We start from the raw sequence: 19,566 nt of genomic DNA, 5'->3' as shown, positions 1-19,566 counted from the left end.
TCGCTCGCCAGTTCCAGGCGGGTGTTCCTCTTCAGGAGACTCCGATGTCCGTTGAGCACGCTGCGGTACAACGCGCCGATTTCGACCAGGTAATGGTTCCCAACTACGCGCCTGCCGCTTTCATTCCGGTGCGTGGCGCCGGTTCCCGGGTCTGGGATCAGGCCGGCCGCGAGCTGATCGACTTCGCCGGCGGGATTGCCGTCAACGTATTGGGCCATGCGCATCCGGCGCTGGTCGGCGCGTTGACCGAACAGGCGAACAAGCTGTGGCACGTGTCCAACGTGTTCACCAACGAACCGGCCCTGCGTCTGGCGCACAAGCTGATCGACGCCACGTTTGCCGAGCGCGTGTTCTTCTGCAACTCCGGCGCCGAAGCCAACGAGGCCGCGTTCAAGCTGGCCCGTCGCGTCGCATTTGACCGTTTCGGCACCGAGAAATACGAAATCATCGCCGCGCTGAACAGCTTCCACGGCCGTACCCTGTTCACCGTCAACGTCGGTGGCCAGTCGAAGTACTCCGACGGTTTCGGCCCGAAAATCACTGGCATCACCCACGTTCCCTACAACGATCTGGCCGCGCTGAAAGCCGCGGTGTCCGAGAAGACCTGCGCGGTCGTGCTGGAACCGATCCAGGGCGAGGGCGGCGTACTGCCGGCCGAACTGGCTTACCTGCAAGGCGCCCGCGAACTGTGCGACGCGAACAACGCGCTGCTGGTGTTCGACGAAGTGCAGACCGGCATGGGCCGCAGCGGCAAGCTGTTCGCCTACCAGCATTACGGCGTGACCCCGGACATCCTCACCAGCGCCAAGAGCCTGGGCGGTGGTTTCCCGATCGCGGCAATGATGACCACTGAAGCGCTGGCCAAACATCTGGTCGTCGGCACCCACGGCACCACCTACGGCGGCAACCCGCTGGCCTGCGCCGTCGCCGAAGCGGTGATCGACGTGGTCAACACCCCTGAGGTGCTGAACGGCGTGAACGCCAAGCACGACAAGTTCAAGGCCCGCCTGCAACAGATCGGCGAGAAATACGGCCTGTTCACTCAGGTGCGTGGTCTCGGTCTGCTGATCGGTTGCGTGCTGAGCGAAGCGTGGAAAGGCAAGGCCAAGGACATCTTCAACGCCGCCGAACAGGAAGGCCTGATGATTCTCCAGGCTGGCCCGGACGTAATCCGTTTCGCCCCGAGCCTGGTGGTGGAAGACGCCGATATCGACGCCGGTCTCGACCGCTTCGAACGTGCTGCAGCGAAGTTGACGCAAGCCTGATGGACCTTTCGGCGCCTGGAGTTTTTCCGGCGCCGAACCAATTTTTGATACCGGGCACATCCACCTGTTGGATTGAACCTGTGGTGAGGGGATTTATCCCCGATGGGCTGCGCAGCGGCCCCAGATTTTTGGGGGTGCTTCGCCCCCCAGCGGGGATAAATCCCCTCGCCACAAGTCCCATTCCTGCATCGATCTTTATGTGGGCCCGGTTTTTTCTGTGAATATTGAAGAGAAAGGAGTGACACCATGCTGGTGATGCGCCCCGCGCAAATGGCTGATCTGGGCGAGGTACAGCGTCTGGCTGCGGACAGCCCGATTGGTGTCACTTCCTTGCCGGATGACGTGGAACGTCTGAGCGACAAGATCGCCGCGAGCGAAGCTTCGTTTGCCGCCGAAGTGAGCTTCAACGGTGAAGAGAGCTACTTCTTCGTCCTCGAAGACTCGAGCACCGGCAAACTGGTCGGCTGCTCGGCCATCGTCGCTTCCGCCGGTTATTCGGAGCCGTTCTACAGCTTCCGCAACGAGACCTTCGTCCACGCCTCCCGCGAGCTGAAGATTCACAACAAGATCCACGTGCTCTCGCAGTGCCACGACCTGACCGGCAACAGCCTGCTGACCAGTTTCTATGTGCAGCGCGAGCTGGTCGGATCGCCGTGGGCCGAGCTCAATTCCCGTGGCCGTCTGCTGTTCGTCGCCAGCCACCCAGAGCGTTTTGCCGATTCGGTGGTGACCGAGATCGTCGGTTACAGCGACGAGAATGGCGACTCGCCGTTCTGGGATGCGATCGGGCGTAACTTTTTCGACCTCAACTACGCCGAGGCCGAGCGCCTGTGCGGGCTGAAAAGCCGCACCTTCCTCGCCGAGCTGATGCCGCATTACCCGATCTACGTGCCGCTGCTGCCGGATTCCGCCCAAGAGGCGATGGGCCAGGTGCACCCGCGTGCGCAGATCACTTTCGACATCCTGATGCGCGAAGGCTTCGAAACCGATCACTACATCGACATCTTCGACGGCGGCCCGACCCTGCATGCACGGGTTTCCGGGATCCGTTCGATCGCCCAGAGCCGCGTAGTGCCGGTGAAGATCGGCGAGCCGGGCAAAGGTGCCGGGCGCCAGTACCTGGTGGCCAATGCGCAGTTGCAGGATTACCGCGCGGTGTTGCTCGAGCTGGACTACGCGCCGGGCAAACCGGTGACGCTGGATATGGAAGCGGCCGAAGCCCTGGGCGTCGGTGAAGGTGCCAGCGTGCGCCTGGTGGCGGTTTAACGCCTTAGCGAGTTTCACGGGTGGCGCGAGCGGCCCGTTTGAGGAGATAGCATGATTGTTCGTCCCGTACGCAGCAGCGATTTATCCGCGCTGATCGACCTGGCCCGCAGCACCGGCACCGGCCTGACCACATTGCCGGCCAACGAAGAGCGCTTGACCCACCGGGTCGGCTGGGCCGAGAAGACCTTTCGCGGCGAAGCCGGGCGTGGCGATGCGGACTATCTGTTCGTGCTCGAAGACGATGACGGCCGCGTGGTGGGGATTTCCGCCATCGCCGGCGCGGTCGGCCTGCGTGAGCCCTGGTACAACTTCCGCGTCGGTCTGACGGTCAGCGCTTCGCAAGAGCTGAACATCTACCGCGAAATCCCGACGCTGTTTCTGGCCAACGACCTGACCGGCAATTCCGAGCTGTGCTCGCTGTTCCTGCACGCTGATTACCGCAACGGCCTCAACGGCCGGATGCTGTCCAAGGCGCGCATGCTGTTCATCGCTGAGTTCCCGGAGCTGTTCGGTAACAAGATCATCGCCGAAATGCGTGGCGTGTCCGATGACGCCGGGCGCTCGCCGTTCTGGGAAAGCCTCGGTCGGCACTTCTTCAAGATGGAATTCAGCCAGGCCGATTACCTGACCGGCGTCGGCAACAAGGCGTTCATCGCCGAACTGATGCCGAAATTCCCGCTGTACACCTGCTTCCTTTCGCCGGACGCGCGCAACGTCATCGGCCAGGTGCACCCGGACACCGAGCCGGCACTGGCCATGCTCAAGAGCGAAGGCTTCAGCTATCAGGGTTACGTCGACATCTTCGACGCCGGGCCGGCCATCGAATGCGAAACCAGCAAGATCCGCGCGGTGCGTGACAGCGAAGCGCTGGTGCTGGCCGTCGGCACGCCGGGCGATGACGCCACGCCGTTCATCATCCACAACCGCAAGCGCGAGGATTGCCGCATCACGGCTGCCCCAGCGCGCTTGGCTGCGGGCACCCTGGTGGTCGATCCGCAGACCGCGAAACGTCTTCAACTCAGCGCCGGCGATCAGGTTCGCGCCGTGGCGTTGTCCGCTGCACGGGAGTCGAAATAATGAATTCGCTATACATCGCAGGTGAGTGGCTGGCCGGTCAGGGCGAGGCCTTTCAATCTTTGAACCCGGTGACCCAGCAAGTGCTGTGGGCGGGCGAGGGCGCCACTGTCGCGCAGGTCGAATCGGCGGTGCAGGCCGCTCGTCAGGCCTTTCCCGGCTGGGCGCGCCGTACGCTCGAAGAGCGCATCAGCGTCCTCGAAGCTTTCGCCGCGTCGTTGAAAAACCACGCTGACGAACTGGCTCGCACCATCGGCGAAGAAACCGGCAAACCGCTATGGGAAGCTGCGACCGAAGTCACCAGTATGGTCAACAAGATCGCGATTTCGGTGCAGAGCTACCGCGAGCGCACCGGGGAAAAGAGCGGCCCATTGGGCGACGCCACCGCCGTGTTGCGCCACAAGCCCCACGGCGTGGTTGCGGTGTTTGGTCCTTACAACTTCCCCGGTCACCTGCCTAACGGTCATATCGTCCCGGCGCTGCTGGCCGGTAACAGTGTGCTGTTCAAGCCCAGCGAACTGACGCCGAAAGTCGCCGAGTTGACGGTCAAGTGCTGGATCGAAGCCGGTTTGCCGGCAGGCGTGTTGAACCTGCTGCAAGGCGCGCGGGAAACCGGTATCGCGCTGGCGGCGAATCCGGGCATCGACGGTCTGTTCTTCACCGGTTCGAGCCGCACCGGCAATCATCTGCACCAGCAATTCGCCGGGCGTCCGGACAAGATTCTTGCGCTGGAGATGGGCGGCAACAACCCGCTGGTGGTCGATCAGGTCGCTGATCTGGACGCGGCGGTGTACACCATCATTCAGTCGGCATTCATTTCCGCCGGCCAGCGCTGCACCTGCGCCCGCCGTCTGCTGGTGCCGCAAGGCGCGTGGGGCGACAGCCTGCTCAAGCGTCTGGTGGAAGTCAGTTCGACCATTGAAGTCGGTGCGTTCGATCAGCAACCGGCACCGTTCATGGGCTCGGTGATTTCCCTCGGCGCGGCGAAAGCGCTGATGGATGCGCAAGAGCAATTGCTGGCCAACGGCGCGGTGGCGCTGCTGGAAATGACTCAGCCACAGGCGCAGTCGGCTTTGCTGACCCCGGGCATTGTCGATGTGACGGCCGTGGCTGAGCGTCCGGACGAAGAACTGTTCGGGCCGCTGCTGCAAGTGATCCGCTATGCCGATTTCGGCGCGGCGATCACTGAAGCCAACAACACCGCTTATGGACTGGCCGCCGGTTTGCTCTCCGATTCCGAAGCGCGTTACCAGCAGTTCTGGCTGGAAAGCCGCGCCGGCATCGTCAACTGGAACAAACAGCTGACTGGTGCCGCGAGCAGCGCGCCATTCGGCGGTGTCGGCGCCTCGGGCAACCACCGCGCCAGCGCCTATTACGCAGCGGACTACTGCGCATACCCGGTGGCGTCGCTGGAAACCCCGAGCCTGGTGTTGCCATCGGCTCTGACGCCTGGCGTGAAAATGGCGTAGCGCCCATTCGCGAGCAGGCTCGCTCCCACAGGTTCAGTGGTGTTCACACATTTTGTGTCCAACCTAAATCCTGTGGGAGCGAGCCTGCTCGCGAAGGCCGCACTGCGGTCGCAAAGAATAGTTACTGAAGCCTATAACAACAGATTCTCGTGGAGCCTCGCTGATGAAATCCTATGAAGTCAATTTTGACGGTCTAGTGGGGCCGACCCATAACTACGGTGGTCTGTCCTACGGCAACGTCGCCTCGCAGAGCAATAGTCAGCAATCCTCGAACCCGAAGGAAGCGGCGCTGCAAGGTCTGGCAAAAATGAAAGCGCTGATGGACATGGGCTTTCAGCAAGGCGTGCTGGCTCCGCAGGAGCGTCCCGACGTGGCCGCGCTGCGTCGTCTGGGCTTCAGTGGCACTGACGCGCAGGTGATCGAGCGCGCCGCCAAAGAAGCGATGCCGCTGCTGGTCGCCAGTTGCTCGGCGTCGAGCATGTGGGTGGCCAACGCTGCCACGGTCAGCCCGAGTGCCGACACCGCTGACGGCCGCGTGCACTTCACCGCTGCCAACCTCAATTGCAAATACCACCGCAGCATCGAACACCCGACCACCAGCCGCGTGCTCGGCGCGATGTTCGCCAATCAACAGTACTTCGCCCATCACGCCGCATTGCCGGCGGTGGCGCAGTTCGGCGACGAAGGCGCGGCCAACCACACGCGTTTCTGCCGTGAGTACGGCGAGGCGGGCGTCGAGTTTTTCGTGTTCGGCCGCAGTGCGTTCGACAACCGTTTCCCGGCGCCGCAGAAATACCCTGCACGCCAGACCCTCGAAGCCTCGCAAGCCGTCGCGCGTTTGCACGGTCTGCGTGACGAAGGCGTGGTCTACGCGCAGCAGAATCCCAACGTCATCGATCAGGGTGTGTTCCACAACGACGTGATCGCCGTGGGCAACGGTGAAGTGCTGTTCTATCACGAGGACGCGTTCCTCGAGACCGACAAGATGCTCGCCGAACTGCAAGGCAAACTGGCCAAGGTCGGCGGTAACTTCCAGTCCGTTTGCGTGCCGCGTTCGGCAGTCACCGTGGATGACGCGGTGCGTTCCTACCTGTTCAACAGCCAGTTGCTGTCGCGTGCCGATGGCTCGATGCTGCTGATCGTGCCGCAGGAATGCCAGGCCAACGAACGCGTCTGGGCTTATCTGCAAAGCCTGACCAGCTCCGGCGGAATGATCCGCGAAGTTAAAGTCTTCGATCTCAAGCAAAGCATGCAGAACGGCGGTGGCCCGGCGTGCCTGCGTCTGCGCGTGGCGCTGAATGAAACCGAACTGGCGGCGGTCAACCCAGGCGTTATCATGACGGCCCCGTTGTACGGTTCGTTGACCGCATGGGTTGAAAAGCACTACCGCGACCGCCTGAGCGAAACCGATCTGGCGGACCCGCAATTGTTGCTTGAATGCCGGACGGCACTGGATGAACTGACGCAAATCCTTAAACTGGGCGCGGTTTATCCCTTCCAGATCAATTGATCGCCAGCGCGCTGCCTGAACGTGGCGCGCGGCGTGTCACCCCAAGAGAGTAAAAACATGAGCGATTCCCTGCAGCTGATCCTTGAAGACACCGACGGCACGCAATTGCAAACCTCGTGCACCCGCGTTGCGGTCATGTGGCAAGGCAAAGAGCTGTGGATCCAGCAGGACGGCCGTGGCCAGCTGCTGATCGGCGTGGACGTCGAGGAAGGTGACGAAGAGTACGCCAACCTGCTGCTGCGCCCATTGGCGACTAATCTGGTAAGTCTGCAACTGGAAATGGAACCGGCTGACCTCGGCGCTGACGAGGATCACGTACACGGCCCGGATTGCAACCACGACCACTAAGGAAACCGCTCTATGCTCGCCCTCGGCAAACTGCTTGAACTGACCCTCGCCGGCCGCGAACCGGCGGAGAAGACTCAACTGACTGTCGAAGGCGTGCGCATGCGCTGGTTGAGCGAAGGGGCGCTGGAAGTGCGGCCCCCGGAAGCGCGCGACAATGGCCTGGACCTGCTGCTGTCGGCAGGCATCCATGGCAATGAAACGGCACCGATCGAGTTGCTCGATCGGCTGCTGCACGACATCGCGCGCGGCGATCTCAAGCCGCGCGCACGCATTCTGTTCCTGTTCGGCAACCCGGAAGCGATTCGCAAGGGCGAGCGTTTCGTCGAGCAGGACGTCAATCGACTGTTCAACGGTCGCCACGAACAAAGCAGCGGCTCGGAAGCGTTGCGCGCCTGTGAGCTGGAACGGCTGGCGGCGAGTTTCTTCAGCAAGCCCGAGCGCCAGCGTCTGCACTACGACCTGCACACGGCGATTCGTGGGTCGAAGATCGAACAGTTCGCCTTGTACCCGTGGAAGGAAGGGCGCCAGCATTCCCGTCGCGAACTGGCGCGCCTGCGCGCCGCCGGCATGGAAGCAGTGCTGTTGCAGAACAAGCCATCCATCGTCTTCAGCTCGTACACCTACGACAAACTCGACGCCGAGGCTTTCACTCTGGAACTGGGCAAGGCGCGGCCGTTCGGGCAGAACGACGGCGTTAACGTTTCACTGCTGGAAACCCGCCTGAAGCAGATCATCGAAGGCGCTGAGCCGGAGACAGAAGAAGGGCTGGATGGTTTGCAGCTGTTCAGCGTGGCGCGGGAAATCATCAAGCACAGCGATGCGTTCCGCCTGAACCTGCCGGCGGACATCGAAAACTTTTCCGAGCTGGAGCCGGGTTATGTGCTGGCCGAGGATCTGGCCAATACCCGCTGGGTGATCGAAGAGCAGGGCGCACGAATCATCTTCCCCAACCCCAAGGTCAAGAACGGCCTGCGCGCCGGCATTCTGATCGTCCCGACTACCGACGAAAACCTCGCCTGATAGCGACATCTGAATCGGCACAAAACCAATGTGGGAGCGAGCCTGCTCGCGAAAGCGGTCTACCAGTCAACTTGTCGTCGGCTGGCAGTCCCTCTTCGCGAGCAGGCTCGCTCCCACATTTGATTTGAGTGAGGTCAAAAACTCACTCGACGTTACACGGCTACCGCACGCGGCTCGGTTCGACGCAGCGCACGAACTTTCTGCAACGTATCCGCGCAAGTCCGCGCCGCTTCCTGACCCTTGTGCACAAAGTGCTCGAAGAAGAACTTCTGATGCTCTTCGCCCGAATGGAAGTGATGCGGGGTCAGCGACACCGAGAACACCGGCACTTCGGTTTCCAGCTGCACCTGCATCAGGCCGTTGACCACCGATTGCGCAACGAACTCGTGACGGTAAATGCCGCCGTCCACCACCAAAGCGGCGGCGACAATACCAGCGTAACGGCCTGACTTGGCCAGCAGCTTTGCGTGCAGCGGCATTTCAAAGGCGCCGCCGACTTCAAAAAAGTCGATGTCCGATTCCTGATAACCCTGCACCAGCATTTCAGCGACGAAGCCTTTACGGCTCTGGTCGACGATTTCCTTGTGCCAGCAGGCCTGGATGAACGCGACGCGCTCGCCCTGGGGGTGTTTGCTTTTGCTGTCGATTGCGGTGGGTTGCATGTTCTGACTCCTGTTTGTGTGAAAAACAGGGCGTTATGAATCGAAAGGGATGCAAGGGTGCGAACGCAGGCACGGATGCACGCGGACGGCCCTTTGGCGTCGATCCCGTTCTCTCTTCATCCGGACTATGACCGTCGGCCCCGGAATCACACCGGGTCTGCTGACCTTGCCGATGCACCCGATCCAAGCCGTGTGCAGCGCCAAGCGCTCGCGGGCTATGCGCATTGCGCGCAATTACCGCCGGTGGGGAATTGCACCCCGCCCTGAGAACGTTTTCGCCGCCCATAGGCGGGCGGCGGCAAGTTTGTAACACATATTTCCCGGCCATGCACATGACACTGCGGGAGCGAGCCCGCTCGCGAAAGCGGCTTCACATTCAACGAAGATGCTGACTGTTACTCCGCTTTCGCGAGCAGGCTCGCTCCCACATGGGCTTTGTCTTCTCGAGGAAGAATGGGATTTTTCCTCGTTCTAGGGTTGATTAATCTGTGCGATGACCGCAGTAATCCCACTTCACAAAGGGATTTCCCATCTGACCAGAGGCCAGGTTCATGAGCGTTATCGATCTTCGCAGCGACACCGTCACCCAACCGACTCCCGCCATGCTCGACGCGATGACCGCAGCGGACACCGGCGACGATGTGTACGGCGAAGATCCGACGGTCAATCGCCTCGAGGCCGAACTGGCCAAGCGTCTGGGCTTTGCCGCCGCGCTATTCGTGCCGACCGGGACCATGAGCAACCTGCTCGGCCTGATGGCGCACTGCGAGCGTGGCGACGAATACATCGTCGGTCAGCAGGCGCACACCTATAAGTACGAAGGTGGCGGGGCGGCGGTGCTCGGCTCGATTCAGCCGCAGCCGCTGGAGGTGCAGGCCGACGGTTCGCTGGATCTGGATCAGGTCGCCGCCGCGATCAAACCGGACGATTTCCATTTCGCCCGCACGCGTTTGCTGGCGCTGGAAAACACCATGCAGGGTAAAGTGCTGCCGTTGGAATATCTGGCGCGCGCCCGACGCTTTACGCAGGAGCATGGCCTGCAATTGCACCTCGACGGCGCGCGGCTGTACAACGCGGTGGTCAAGCTCGGGGTTGATGCGCGGGAAATCACTCAGTACTTTGATTCGGTATCGGTGTGCCTGTCCAAAGGTCTTGGCGCGCCGGTGGGTTCGGTGTTGTGCGGTTCGGCCGAGTTGATCGGCAAGGCTCGGCGTTTGCGCAAAATGGTCGGTGGCGGCATGCGTCAGGCCGGGTTGCTCGCGGCGGCTGGCTTGTACGCACTGGATCATCACGTCGAACGGCTGGCGGACGACCATGCCAACGCACAGTTGCTGGCCGAGGGCTTGCGTGAAGCCGGTTTCATCGTCGAGCCAGTGCAAACCAACATGGTTTATGTGCAAATGGGCGACAGGGCCGCAGCACTCAAGGACTTTGCCGGCGAACGCGGGATCAGGCTCAGCGCCGCTGCGCGCTTGCGCATGGTCACGCACATGGACGTCAGCCGCGCGCAAATCGAGCAAGTGATCGCGACATTCGTCGAGTTTTCACGCAAGTGACAGCGTCAGCCGTCCAATTGACCGTTTCTATCGTATAAACACGCTGTACCCCGCGCGCAGGGCCGATATAATGCGGCCCTTTGCCGTCGCTTCGTCTCATGACGTTTCGAACAGGCCTTTGGCCGCAGCCTCCGTGGAAGAACCTAATGAAAAGCGCAGAAATCCGTGAAGCCTTCCTTCGCTTCTTCGAAGAGCAAGGCCACACCCGTGTAGCCTCCAGCTCTTTGATTCCGGGCAACGACCCAACCCTGCTGTTCACCAACGCGGGGATGAACCAGTTCAAGGACTGCTTCCTGGGCCAGGAAAAACGTGCGTACACCCGTGCCACCAGCAGCCAGAAATGCGTGCGCGCCGGCGGCAAGAACAGTGACCTGGAAAACGTCGGTTATACCGCGCGTCACCACACGTTCTTCGAAATGCTCGGTAACTTCAGCTTCGGCGACTACTTCAAGCACGACGCGATCACCTTCGCCTGGACCTTCCTGACTGGCGTGCTCAAGCTGCCGAAGGAAAAGCTCTGGGTCACCGTCTACGCTACCGACGACGAAGCGTATGACATCTGGACACAGAAAATCGGTGTGCCGGCCGAGCGCATGATCCGCATCGGCGACAACAAGGGTGCGCCGTACGCTTCCGACAACTTCTGGACCATGGGCGATACCGGCCCGTGCGGCCCGTGCACCGAGATTTTCTACGATCACGGCGAGCACATCTGGGGCGGCCCGCCGGGCTCGCCGGAAGAAGATGGCGATCGCTACATCGAAATCTGGAACAACGTGTTCATGCAGTTCAACCGCACCGCCGACGGTGTGTTGCATCCGTTGCCAGCGCCGTCGGTGGACACCGGCATGGGCCTGGAGCGGATCAGTGCGGTGATGCAGCACGTCAACTCCAACTACGACATCGACCTGTTCAAGAACCTGCTCAAGGCTTCGGCTGAAGCGATCGGCTGCGAAAACGGCGATCAGTCGTCGCTCAAAGTCGTTTCCGACCACATCCGTTCCTGCGGTTTCCTGATCGCCGACGGCGTGCTGCCGTCCAACGAAGGTCGCGGTTATGTGCTGCGCCGGATCATCCGTCGGGCCTGCCGTCACGGTAACAAGCTGGGCGCCACCGGCAGCTTCTTCTACAAAATTGTTGCCGCACTGGTTGCCGAAATGGGCGAGGCCTTCCCGGAACTGAAGAAGCAACAGAGCAACATCGAGCGCGTGCTCAAGGCTGAAGAAGAGCAATTCTCCAAGACCCTGGAACACGGCCTGAAAATCCTCGAGCAGGATCTGGCCGAACTCAAAGGCACCGTGGTGCCAGGCGACGTGGTGTTCAAACTCTACGACACCTACGGCTTCCCGATGGACCTGACCGCCGACATCGCTCGCGAACGCGGCCTGACCGTCGACGAAGCCGGCTTCGAGCGCGAGATGGAAGCGCAGCGTGTGCGCGCGCGTTCGGCCAGCTCGTTCGGTCTGGACTACAACACCCTGGTCAAGGTCGACGTGGCCACCGAGTTCACCGGCTATGCCGCCACCAGCGGCTCGGCGAAAATCGTTGCCATCTATAAGGATGGCCAGTCGGTCGACGTGCTGAGCGAAGGTCAGGAAGGCGTGATCGTGCTCAACCAGACGCCGTTCTACGCCGAATCCGGTGGCCAGATCGGCGACTGCGGTTTCATTCAGGCCGGCAGCAGCCGTTTTGACGTGCGCGATACCACCAAGACCGGCGGCGCATTCCTGCACCACGGTGTGCTGGCCTCGGGCAGCCTGACCATCGGCGCGCCGGTGGAAACCCACGTCGACGCCGAAGTGCGTCACGCCACCGCGCTGAACCACTCGGCTACGCACTTGCTGCACGCCGCGCTGCGTCAGGTGCTCGGTGAGCACGTACAGCAGAAAGGTTCGCTGGTCGACAGTCAGCGTCTGCGTTTCGACTTCAGCCACTTTGAAGCAATCAAACCAGAGCAGATCAAGCAGCTGGAAGACATCGTCAACGCCGAGATTCGCAAGAACTCCGCCGTTGAAACCGAAGAAACCGACATCGAAACCGCGAAGAACAAAGGCGCCATGGCGCTGTTCGGCGAGAAGTATGGCGACAGCGTGCGCGTGCTGAGCATGGGCGACTTCTCGGTCGAACTGTGCGGCGGTATCCACGCCAACCGTACCGGCGACATCGGCCTGCTGAAAATCATCAGCGAAGGCGGTGTGGCATCGGGCGTGCGTCGTATCGAGGCAGTCACCGGTGCTGCGGCGCTGGCCTACTTGAACGCGGCGGAAGAACAACTCAAGGAAGCGGCCAGCCTGGTCAAGGGCAGCCGCGACAACCTGATCGACAAGCTCTCGGCGGTACTGGAGCGCAACCGTCTGCTGGAGAAACAACTCGAGCAGTTGCAGGCCAAGGCAGCCAGCGCTGCGGGCGACGATCTGTCGGCCTCGGCGGTGGACGTCAAGGATGTGAAGGTGCTGGCTGCCCGTCTGGACGGTCAGGATGGCAAGGCGCTGCTGGCGCTGGTCGATCAGCTGAAAAACAAACTCGGCCGCGCAGTGATCCTGCTCGGCGGTGTCCATGAGGAAAAGGTCGTACTGGTTGCAGGCGTAACCAAGGACCTGACTGGCCAACTCAAAGCCGGTGATTTGATGAAACAGGCTGCTGCGGCAGTGGGCGGGAAGGGCGGTGGTCGTCCGGACATGGCGCAGGGCGGTGGTGTCGATGCCGCTGCGCTGGATGGCGCACTGGCGCTGACCGTTCCATTCGTCGAGCAGGCTTTATAAGACGGCTCGCCAGGCCCGCAGTCTAGTGGCGGGCCTGGCGACTGTTCGAAAGATTATTGGGCGCCCTTCATGGGCAGAGGCGGCTTTGAAATGGCTTTGATCGTACAGAAATTTGGAGGCACCTCGGTCGGCACTGTCGAGAGAATCGAGCAGGTCGCCGACAAGGTTAAGAAATTCCGCGATGCCGGCGATGACCTGGTGGTTGTGCTGTCTGCAATGAGCGGCGAAACCAACCGTCTGATCGATCTGGCCAAGCAAATCAGTGGCGAGGCGCAACCGGTTCCGCGCGAGCTGGACGTGATCGTCTCCACCGGTGAGCAGGTGACGATTGCCCTGTTGGCCATGGCGCTGATCAAGCGCGGTGTGCCGGCGGTGTCGTACACCGGCAATCAGGTACGGATCCTGACCGACAGTGCGCACAATAAAGCGCGTATCTTGCAGATTGATGACCAGAAGATTCGCGGTGATCTGAAGGCTGGCCGTGTGGTGGTTGTCGCCGGTTTCCAGGGCGTCGACGAGCACGGCAACATCACCACCCTCGGTCGCGGCGGTTCCGATACCACGGGCGTGGCACTGGCTGCGGCCTTGAAAGCGGATGAATGCCAGATCTACACCGATGTCGACGGTGTCTACACCACCGACCCGCGTGTGGTGCCGGTCGCTCAGCGTCTGGATAAGATCACCTTCGAAGAGATGCTGGAAATGGCCAGCCTCGGTTCCAAGGTCCTGCAGATCCGTGCGGTGGAATTCGCCGGCAAGTACAACGTTCCGCTGCGCGTACTGCACAGCTTCAAGGAGGGTCCGGGCACCCTCATTACTATTGATGAAGAGGAAACCATGGAACAGCCGATCATTTCCGGCATCGCTTTCAACCGCGATGAAGCCAAGCTGACCATCCGTGGCGTGCCAGACACCCCGGGCGTGGCGTTCAAGATTCTCGGCCCGATCAGTGCCGCGAACATCGAAGTCGACATGATCGTGCAGAACGTCGCGCACGATAACACCACCGACTTCACCTTCACCGTGCACCGCAACGACTACCAGGCTGCACAGACCGTGCTGGAAAACACCGCTCGCGAAATCGGTGCCCGTGAAGTAGTTGGCGACACCAAGATCGCCAAGGTCTCGATCGTCGGCGTCGGCATGCGTTCTCACGCAGGCGTGGCCAGCCGCATGTTCGAATCCCTGGCGAAAGAAAGCATCAACATCCAGATGATCTCGACTTCGGAAATCAAGGTTTCCGTGGTGATCGAAGAGAAGTACCTGGAACTGGCCGTGCGCGCGCTGCACACGGCTTTCGAACTGGATGCTCCGGCCCGTCAGGGCGAGTAATCCGATTCTGTGAAGGGCGCGGTCTGACCGCGCCCTTTATTTTTGAATGGCGCGAGCCCCGGAACTGTTCTTTTGCTCGCGCTGGTCAATACTCAGGCATGTAGGGCTACGATCGCTGCGGTTGTAGGTCGGGTGCCTTTTTTTTGCAGACTGTTGTCCCTGAAATGAATGGCGTAAGGAGAAAGGTATGCTGATTCTGACTCGTCGGTGCGCGGAAAGCCTGATTATCGGTGACGGCGAAATCACCGTGACCGTGCTCGGCGTCAAAGGAAACCAGGTGCGTATCGGCGTCAACGCTCCGAAAGAGGTTGCGGTGCACCGTGAGGAAATTTACCTGCGTATAAAGAAAGAGAAGGACGAAGAACCAAGCCATTAATTTTTATCGATTTTTATGTTTGCAAACGGGGAAGAAGCTGGTTAATATACGCCCCGTGTTGCGGAGAGCTGGCCGAGTGGCCGAAGGCGCTCCCCTGCTAAGGGAGTACACCTCAAAAGGGTGTCGGGGGTTCGAATCCCCCGTTCTCCGCCATTATTTGCTTAGTACGTCGTAATCTGGCTTCTTCTGTAAGTTGTTGAAATTACTAGAAAAAGTGTTTGACATAGAGATTAGACGGCCTATAATGCGCGGCAACAAATGCACTCGTAGCTCAGCTGGATAGAGTACTCGGCTACGAACCGAGCGGTCACAGGTTCGAATCCTGTCGAGTGCACCATTTAAGAGTTATTTGCTGTAAGGTGAGTAACTCGGCTTCAGCCAGTTGTGGTCTGGTTTAAAAACACAAAATGCACTCGTAGCTCAGCTGGATAGAGTACTCGGCTACGAACCGAGCGGTCACAGGTTCGAATCCTGTCGAGTGCACCATATACCAAGAAGCCCGCGTTTAACGCGGGCTTTTTGCTGTCCGGGATTTGGCTTTTCCCTTCACGCAGCCTCTTTCATCAAAATCAATTTGAGCACTGCGGCCTCGCTTGAGGTCGTAACGATAGCTCGTGGTCGATGTGCGGGTGTTGATCTTGTCGGGCTTGCCCAGTGCGCTTTCGACGTCCCGCTGACTCATGCCGGCAATCACTCGACGGTTGATGATCGCTTCGCGCCGCTGTCTGTTGTCGATCAGGTTTCCACATTTATGTTCAGTGCCGCCGACGATGCCCGGTTCGCGTCCGCTGTCTTTCATGCCGGTCACAGCTTCGTGATTGAACTCCGGCATGATTGCGACCCAGCCGGGTGAATACGGGTGGACCTCCTGAGTTGAGAGTTGCTCGCCAGTTGCGCAGCTCATCGACGTAAACGTGACGCTGCCGTCAGCAGCCTGGCAGCGATGAAGTGTGGTGGCGTGGGCAGGCGTGATGTGGAGCAGGGCGGTCAGTAGAAAAAGCGCTGGTTTTGCTGGCATTCGATGTCCTCCATGACGATCTAAGCTCAAGGGTAGTCGCTGCTTTTTGCATTGCCGGTGTGTTTTCTTTTCAAGATGAGTCGTCGCATTTGCACGGGTCAGGCAGGCGCTCAGGTTTGTTTCGCAAGCGCTTGTTTCAGCCGTGATTTTTTCAACGTTTTAAACCGTCAGGCGTGTATCATTGCGCCCGTCAGCCCCGCCGGGGCTTATGGAAAACCTCCATGGACTTACCCAGTAGTTGTTCAGTAAACCGTTTCACCAATCATGAATTGACTGATTGATCCTTCCGGCGTGCCCCGCTGCTGGGAGTGGAGTTCGCCTATGTCCGAAATCGAAGTAAAGAAAACACAGGAAAGCCTGCAGGACCGCCTGGCTCAGGTCGTCGAGTTGCTGCAGCGCCAGCGTGTCGTTGAAGACCTGACTCATCGCCAGGAAGGTCCGCACCACGACCGCGTGGAAAACCTGGTTCACCGGCAAAACCTCGTCGAGCTGCAACGCAAGCTCGATGATCTGCACTCCGCCGACGTCGCCTACATTCTCGAAGCCTTGCCGCTGGACGATCGTCTGACGCTCTGGCAACTGGTCAAGGCCGACCGCGACGGCGACATTCTTCTCGAAGTATCCGATTCCGTCCGTGAAACGCTGATCGCCGACATGGACGATCACGAGCTCCTGGCTGCCGCCAAGGACATGGACGCCGACGAACTCGCTGACCTGGCCTCCGAGCTGCCGCGAGACGTTGTCCATGAGTTGATGGAGAGTCTGGATAACCAGCAGCGCGAACGCGTGCGCTCGGCGCTGTCCTATGACGAGGATCAGGTCGGTGCGCTGATGGACTTCGAGATGGTGACGATCCGTGAGGACGTCAGTCTTGAAGTGGTTCTGCGCTATCTGCGTCGCCTCAAAGAGCTTCCCGGTCATACCGATAAATTGTTCGTGGTCGATTACGACGGCGTGCTCAAGGGCGTGCTGCCTATCAAACGTCTGCTGGTCAACGATCCGGAGAAGCAGGTCGCGGAAGTGATGGCCAGCGATCCGGTGAGCTTCCACCCGGACGAAGATGCCTACGACGCTGCTCAGGCGTTCGAGCGTTACGACTTGATCTCCGCGCCGGTGGTCGACAAGAACGGCAAGCTGATCGGGCGTCTGACCATCGATGAAATGGTCGACCTGATCCGTGAGGAAAGCGAAAGCGAAGTCCTCAACATGGCCGGTCTGCGCGAAGAGGAAGATATCTTCGCCTCGGTGTGGAAATCCCTGCGTAACCGTTGGGCGTGGCTGGCGGTGAACCTGATCACTGCATTTGTGGCATCGCGGGTGATCGGTCTGTTCGAAGGTTCGATCGAGAAATTGGTGGCACTGGCGGCGCTCATGCCGATCGTGGCGGGTATCGGTGGCAACTCCGGTAACCAGACCATCACCATGATCGTGCGCGCCATGGCGCTGGATCAGGTCAGCACCGGCAACACTTCGCGCTTGATGCGCAAAGAGCTGGCGGTCGGTTTGATCAATGGTCTGGTCTGGGGCGGGGTGATCGGTGTGGTCGCGTACATGCTCTACGGCAGTTGGTCACTCGGCGTGGTAATGACGGCGGCGATGACACTCAACCTGTTGCTGGCGGCGTTGATGGGGGTGTTGATTCCGATGACGCTGGCGAAGATGGGCCGCGATCCGGCGATGGGTGCCAGTGTGATGATCACCGCAATGACCGACAGCGGTGGCTTCTTCATCTTCCTCGGGTTGGCGACAATCTTCCTGCTCTGACCTTGTGCAATGAAAAGCCCGTCAAATCGACGGGCTTTTTTGTGCCTGCCAAACAAATACGGGCGCAAGTACAAGTAACGGTGGCGAGGGGGTTTATCCCCGCTGGACTGCGCAGCAGTCCCATTGTTTTTGGGGCTGCCATGCAGCCCAGCGGGGATAAATCCCCTCGCCACACTCCATTGCCAAGCGGCCATCTGTCATATCGCGGGCAAAAAAAAGCCAGCAATCATGCTGGCTTCAATATGTTCGGTATAACTCAGGACGCGTCTGCGGCCATTTCAGCGTCGTGGGCGATCAGCGACACCAGGGCGTTCTGCTGACGGTGCGACAGCTGACGGAAGCGCTGCAACAGCTCGCGCTCGTGCAGCGACAGCTCCGGGCTGTCCAGGCGCATGCTCAGCTCTTCGCCCAGTGCGCCTTCCTGAATAAGACTCTGCTCAAGGCGCGCAATGATTTCGGAGTTCATGCTGCGATGATGATTGCGAGCCACCTCGGCAATGCGTTCACGCATTCCGTCTGGCAGACGTACGACAAACTTGTCAGCCGTACGGCTGGAATAAATTGCCTGTTTCAATGGGCGCATATATTTAACCGGTTAGTTCAGGGGAGCGGTTCTCGGGATTGGCCGCAGGATGTGTGGTAGGACAAGCATCCGGACCAATTGGTTCAACCTGAATTGTTAAGAGGCCGGCATCATGCCTCAAAATTGCCAGATCATTGGCGTCAATTCTGTGACAAATATTGAGCCGGGTAAAGGCGTAATGCCAGCACCAGTTGTCAGAAATGCGGACTGGTTGGAAAACTTTCCATCCTTCCGTATCGCTGCCCGCTTTCGCATGCACATCTGTTGATGTCCGAAGACCTTAGAACGTGCATGCTATGCGGCTCGCTATTCTTGATCCCTATGTGTACAGGATAGTGGCAATTTGCCGATTTACTAGAGGCAGGACCCGTCGGAGGGCGTTTTCGGGATGGATGGCAAGCTTTTTTACCTGATGGGGCCGTCCGGTTCGGGCAAGGACAGCCTGATCGAAGCAGCGCGTGAGCCACTGCGTGAGTTGAACTGTGAAGTGATGCGCCGGGTGATTACCCGATCGGCGGAGTCAGTCGGCGAAGATGCAATCGGCGTGACGCCTGAAGAGTTCGACCGGCGACAGCACGCTGGCGCTTTTTCCTTAGCCTGGCAAGCCAACGGCCTCTCTTACGGCATTCCAAGGGAAATGGATGAATGGTTGCAAGCGGGCCGGCACGTATTGGTTAACGGGTCGAGAGCGAACCTGCGTCAAGCAATGGAGAAATATCCAACCCTGGTGCCGATTCTGCTGACAGTCAACGATGAGGTCCTGCGCAAGCGCTTGCTCAGCCGTGGTCGGGAGACCCCTGAGCAAATCGATGCGAGGCTGGCTCGCAATGCGTTGTTCAAAGACCGAAGATCCAGCGACAGCCCCGTTCATCAGATCGACAACTCTGTTGACCTTGCTATCGCGGTCTCTTCGCTATTGGAATTGGTTCGGCTCAACGCAGAACCGGATCGAACTTGATCTTGCGCCCTGCAATCAGCGCCAGCACAAACAGCACCGCAAACACGCCACAGCCAACCAGAGGCAAGGTGACTTCTGTCTCCTCGAACAGCGCCAGGTGGGTAACGCCACTCAGTAAAGCGAGGATGAGAAATCCTGTCGCCGATTTGGACATGTTGTACTCCTGAAGATATTTCAAAAAACCAGACGTTCGGTGATTGGCGCCGAGGCTTGCTCAGGCTCGCTGACCATTTGTGTAGAAGCGTCGCTGCGCTCACTCAGCACCGCCCACTGCGGCGCTTTCTGCACCTGCAAGTAATGCGGCATGCGCTGCGCCACTGGCTGCTCGATGTCCGCCTTGGGAAAAAAATGCGATCCGAGCAAGAAGGCCAATGCCGCTGCGTTTGCAAGCAAGAGGGTGCTGTTCATGGCACGACGCTCCAAATTGTTCTTTTTGATAGAACAGCCATAGCAGTCGCCGTGCCAACAGTGTAACGGCTGATAAGTCCTTTAAAAACAAGGGTTTGGTAAGGTTTTTCGGGCGGCACTGATTGCAAACTGCAATGACCGCTTTTTCGCGTAGTGCAAATTGCCCGGTAAAAGTTCCCGCAATCTTGCACGGCG

General features: G+C 59.8%; 18 protein-coding genes, 3 tRNA genes and 1 riboswitch. Of the genes, 16 read left to right on the top strand and 5 right to left on the bottom strand.

Annotation, left to right across the window (positions count from 1 at the left end; translation table 11 throughout):
• Positions 1-44 precede the first annotated feature (44 nt).
• From AB4N41_RS01920 to astE, 7 genes are all read left to right on the top strand, one after another.
• Positions 45-1,265 carry an aspartate aminotransferase family protein gene (locus AB4N41_RS01920; protein ID WP_150743490.1) on the top strand — a complete coding sequence of 407 codons (1,221 nt, stop codon included), beginning with the start codon at positions 45-47 and terminating at the stop codon, positions 1,263-1,265.
• 246 nt (positions 1,266-1,511) lie between these two features.
• Positions 1,512-2,531, top strand: a complete 1,020-nt coding sequence (gene aruF, locus AB4N41_RS01915; protein WP_252876756.1) for an arginine/ornithine succinyltransferase subunit alpha — start codon at positions 1,512-1,514, stop codon at positions 2,529-2,531.
• Between the two features lie 51 nt (positions 2,532-2,582).
• Positions 2,583-3,608 (top strand): arginine N-succinyltransferase, encoded by a 1,026-nt coding sequence (astA, locus tag AB4N41_RS01910; RefSeq protein WP_024014014.1) that lies wholly within the window; start codon positions 2,583-2,585, stop codon positions 3,606-3,608.
• Entirely contained in the window at positions 3,605-5,074 is a 1,470-nt protein-coding gene (gene astD, locus AB4N41_RS01905; protein ID WP_236168387.1) for a succinylglutamate-semialdehyde dehydrogenase, read from the top strand. The genes astA and astD overlap by 4 nt, the downstream gene beginning before the upstream one ends.
• Before the next feature lie 163 nt (positions 5,075-5,237).
• Entirely contained in the window at positions 5,238-6,584 is a 1,347-nt protein-coding gene (astB, locus tag AB4N41_RS01900) for an N-succinylarginine dihydrolase (protein ID WP_252876755.1), read from the top strand.
• A gap of 57 nt (positions 6,585-6,641) precedes the next feature.
• A complete protein-coding gene (locus AB4N41_RS01895) occupies positions 6,642-6,932 on the top strand; it encodes a hypothetical protein (RefSeq protein ID WP_016773591.1) in 291 nt (96 codons plus the stop codon).
• 12 nt (positions 6,933-6,944) lie between these two features.
• Complete coding sequence (gene astE / locus AB4N41_RS01890; RefSeq protein WP_095181526.1) at positions 6,945-7,952, top strand: succinylglutamate desuccinylase; 1,008 nt, start codon at positions 6,945-6,947, stop codon at positions 7,950-7,952.
• A 152-nt stretch (positions 7,953-8,104) separates the two neighbouring features.
• On the opposite strand, the gene AB4N41_RS01885 is transcribed toward astE, so the two are convergent.
• Positions 8,105-8,614, bottom strand: a complete 510-nt coding sequence (locus AB4N41_RS01885) for a 6,7-dimethyl-8-ribityllumazine synthase (protein WP_252876754.1) — start codon at positions 8,612-8,614, stop codon at positions 8,105-8,107.
• 103 nt (positions 8,615-8,717) lie between these two features.
• Positions 8,718-8,889: riboswitch (FMN riboswitch) on the bottom strand.
• 276 nt (positions 8,890-9,165) lie between these two features.
• Between AB4N41_RS01885 and ltaE the strand changes: the two genes are divergently transcribed.
• The 7 genes from ltaE to AB4N41_RS01850 all read left to right on the top strand — a co-directional run bounded on the left by ltaE (position 9,166) and on the right by AB4N41_RS01850 (position 15,126).
• Positions 9,166-10,170: a low-specificity L-threonine aldolase gene (gene ltaE, locus AB4N41_RS01880; RefSeq protein ID WP_150637551.1), complete on the top strand. Its 1,005-nt coding sequence runs from the start codon at positions 9,166-9,168 to the stop codon at positions 10,168-10,170.
• Positions 10,171-10,316: 146 nt separating this feature from the next.
• Entirely contained in the window at positions 10,317-12,932 is a 2,616-nt protein-coding gene (gene alaS, locus AB4N41_RS01875) for an alanine--tRNA ligase (protein ID WP_056788068.1), read from the top strand.
• A gap of 90 nt (positions 12,933-13,022) precedes the next feature.
• A complete protein-coding gene (locus AB4N41_RS01870) occupies positions 13,023-14,264 on the top strand; it encodes an aspartate kinase (protein ID WP_016773595.1) in 1,242 nt (413 codons plus the stop codon).
• Positions 14,265-14,451: 187 nt separating this feature from the next.
• Positions 14,452-14,640 carry a carbon storage regulator CsrA gene (gene csrA / locus AB4N41_RS01865; protein ID WP_002554426.1) on the top strand — a complete coding sequence of 63 codons (189 nt, stop codon included), beginning with the start codon at positions 14,452-14,454 and terminating at the stop codon, positions 14,638-14,640.
• Positions 14,641-14,702: 62 nt separating this feature from the next.
• Positions 14,703-14,793: transfer RNA gene (locus AB4N41_RS01860), tRNA-Ser, on the top strand.
• Between the two features lie 107 nt (positions 14,794-14,900).
• Positions 14,901-14,977 (top strand) — tRNA-Arg (locus AB4N41_RS01855).
• 72 nt (positions 14,978-15,049) lie between these two features.
• A tRNA-Arg gene (locus tag AB4N41_RS01850) sits at positions 15,050-15,126 on the top strand.
• Positions 15,127-15,145: 19 nt separating this feature from the next.
• On the opposite strand, the gene AB4N41_RS01845 is transcribed toward AB4N41_RS01850, so the two are convergent.
• The gene (locus tag AB4N41_RS01845; RefSeq protein WP_252876753.1) at positions 15,146-15,658 is read right to left on the bottom strand and encodes a cell envelope protein SmpA; all 513 of its coding nucleotides are present in this window, start codon (positions 15,656-15,658) and stop codon (positions 15,146-15,148) included.
• Positions 15,659-15,979: 321 nt separating this feature from the next.
• Here AB4N41_RS01845 and mgtE point away from each other — a divergent pair, with 321 nt between their 5' ends.
• Positions 15,980-17,422 carry a magnesium transporter gene (gene mgtE, locus AB4N41_RS01840; protein WP_016773597.1) on the top strand — a complete coding sequence of 481 codons (1,443 nt, stop codon included), beginning with the start codon at positions 15,980-15,982 and terminating at the stop codon, positions 17,420-17,422.
• 256 nt (positions 17,423-17,678) lie between these two features.
• Here mgtE and AB4N41_RS01835 read toward each other — a convergent pair whose 3' ends face one another.
• Positions 17,679-18,005 carry an Arc family DNA-binding protein gene (locus tag AB4N41_RS01835; protein WP_003178899.1) on the bottom strand — a complete coding sequence of 109 codons (327 nt, stop codon included), beginning with the start codon at positions 18,003-18,005 and terminating at the stop codon, positions 17,679-17,681.
• A gap of 388 nt (positions 18,006-18,393) precedes the next feature.
• On the opposite strand from AB4N41_RS01835, the gene phnN reads away from it, so the two are divergent.
• Complete coding sequence (phnN, locus tag AB4N41_RS01830) at positions 18,394-18,963, top strand: phosphonate metabolism protein/1,5-bisphosphokinase (PRPP-forming) PhnN (protein WP_252876752.1); 570 nt, start codon at positions 18,394-18,396, stop codon at positions 18,961-18,963.
• On the opposite strand, the gene AB4N41_RS01825 is transcribed toward phnN, so the two are convergent.
• The gene (locus AB4N41_RS01825) at positions 18,938-19,117 is read right to left on the bottom strand and encodes a PA3371 family protein (RefSeq protein WP_016773599.1); all 180 of its coding nucleotides are present in this window, start codon (positions 19,115-19,117) and stop codon (positions 18,938-18,940) included. The genes phnN and AB4N41_RS01825 overlap by 26 nt on opposite strands.
• Positions 19,118-19,137: 20 nt before the next feature.
• Complete coding sequence (locus AB4N41_RS01820) at positions 19,138-19,371, bottom strand: hypothetical protein (RefSeq protein ID WP_252876751.1); 234 nt, start codon at positions 19,369-19,371, stop codon at positions 19,138-19,140.
• Between the last annotated feature and the right edge of the window lie 195 nt (positions 19,372-19,566).

Source organism: Pseudomonas sp. S2_A10 (genome assembly GCF_054668465.1).
This window is presented reverse-complemented; position numbering and strand designations above follow the sequence as displayed.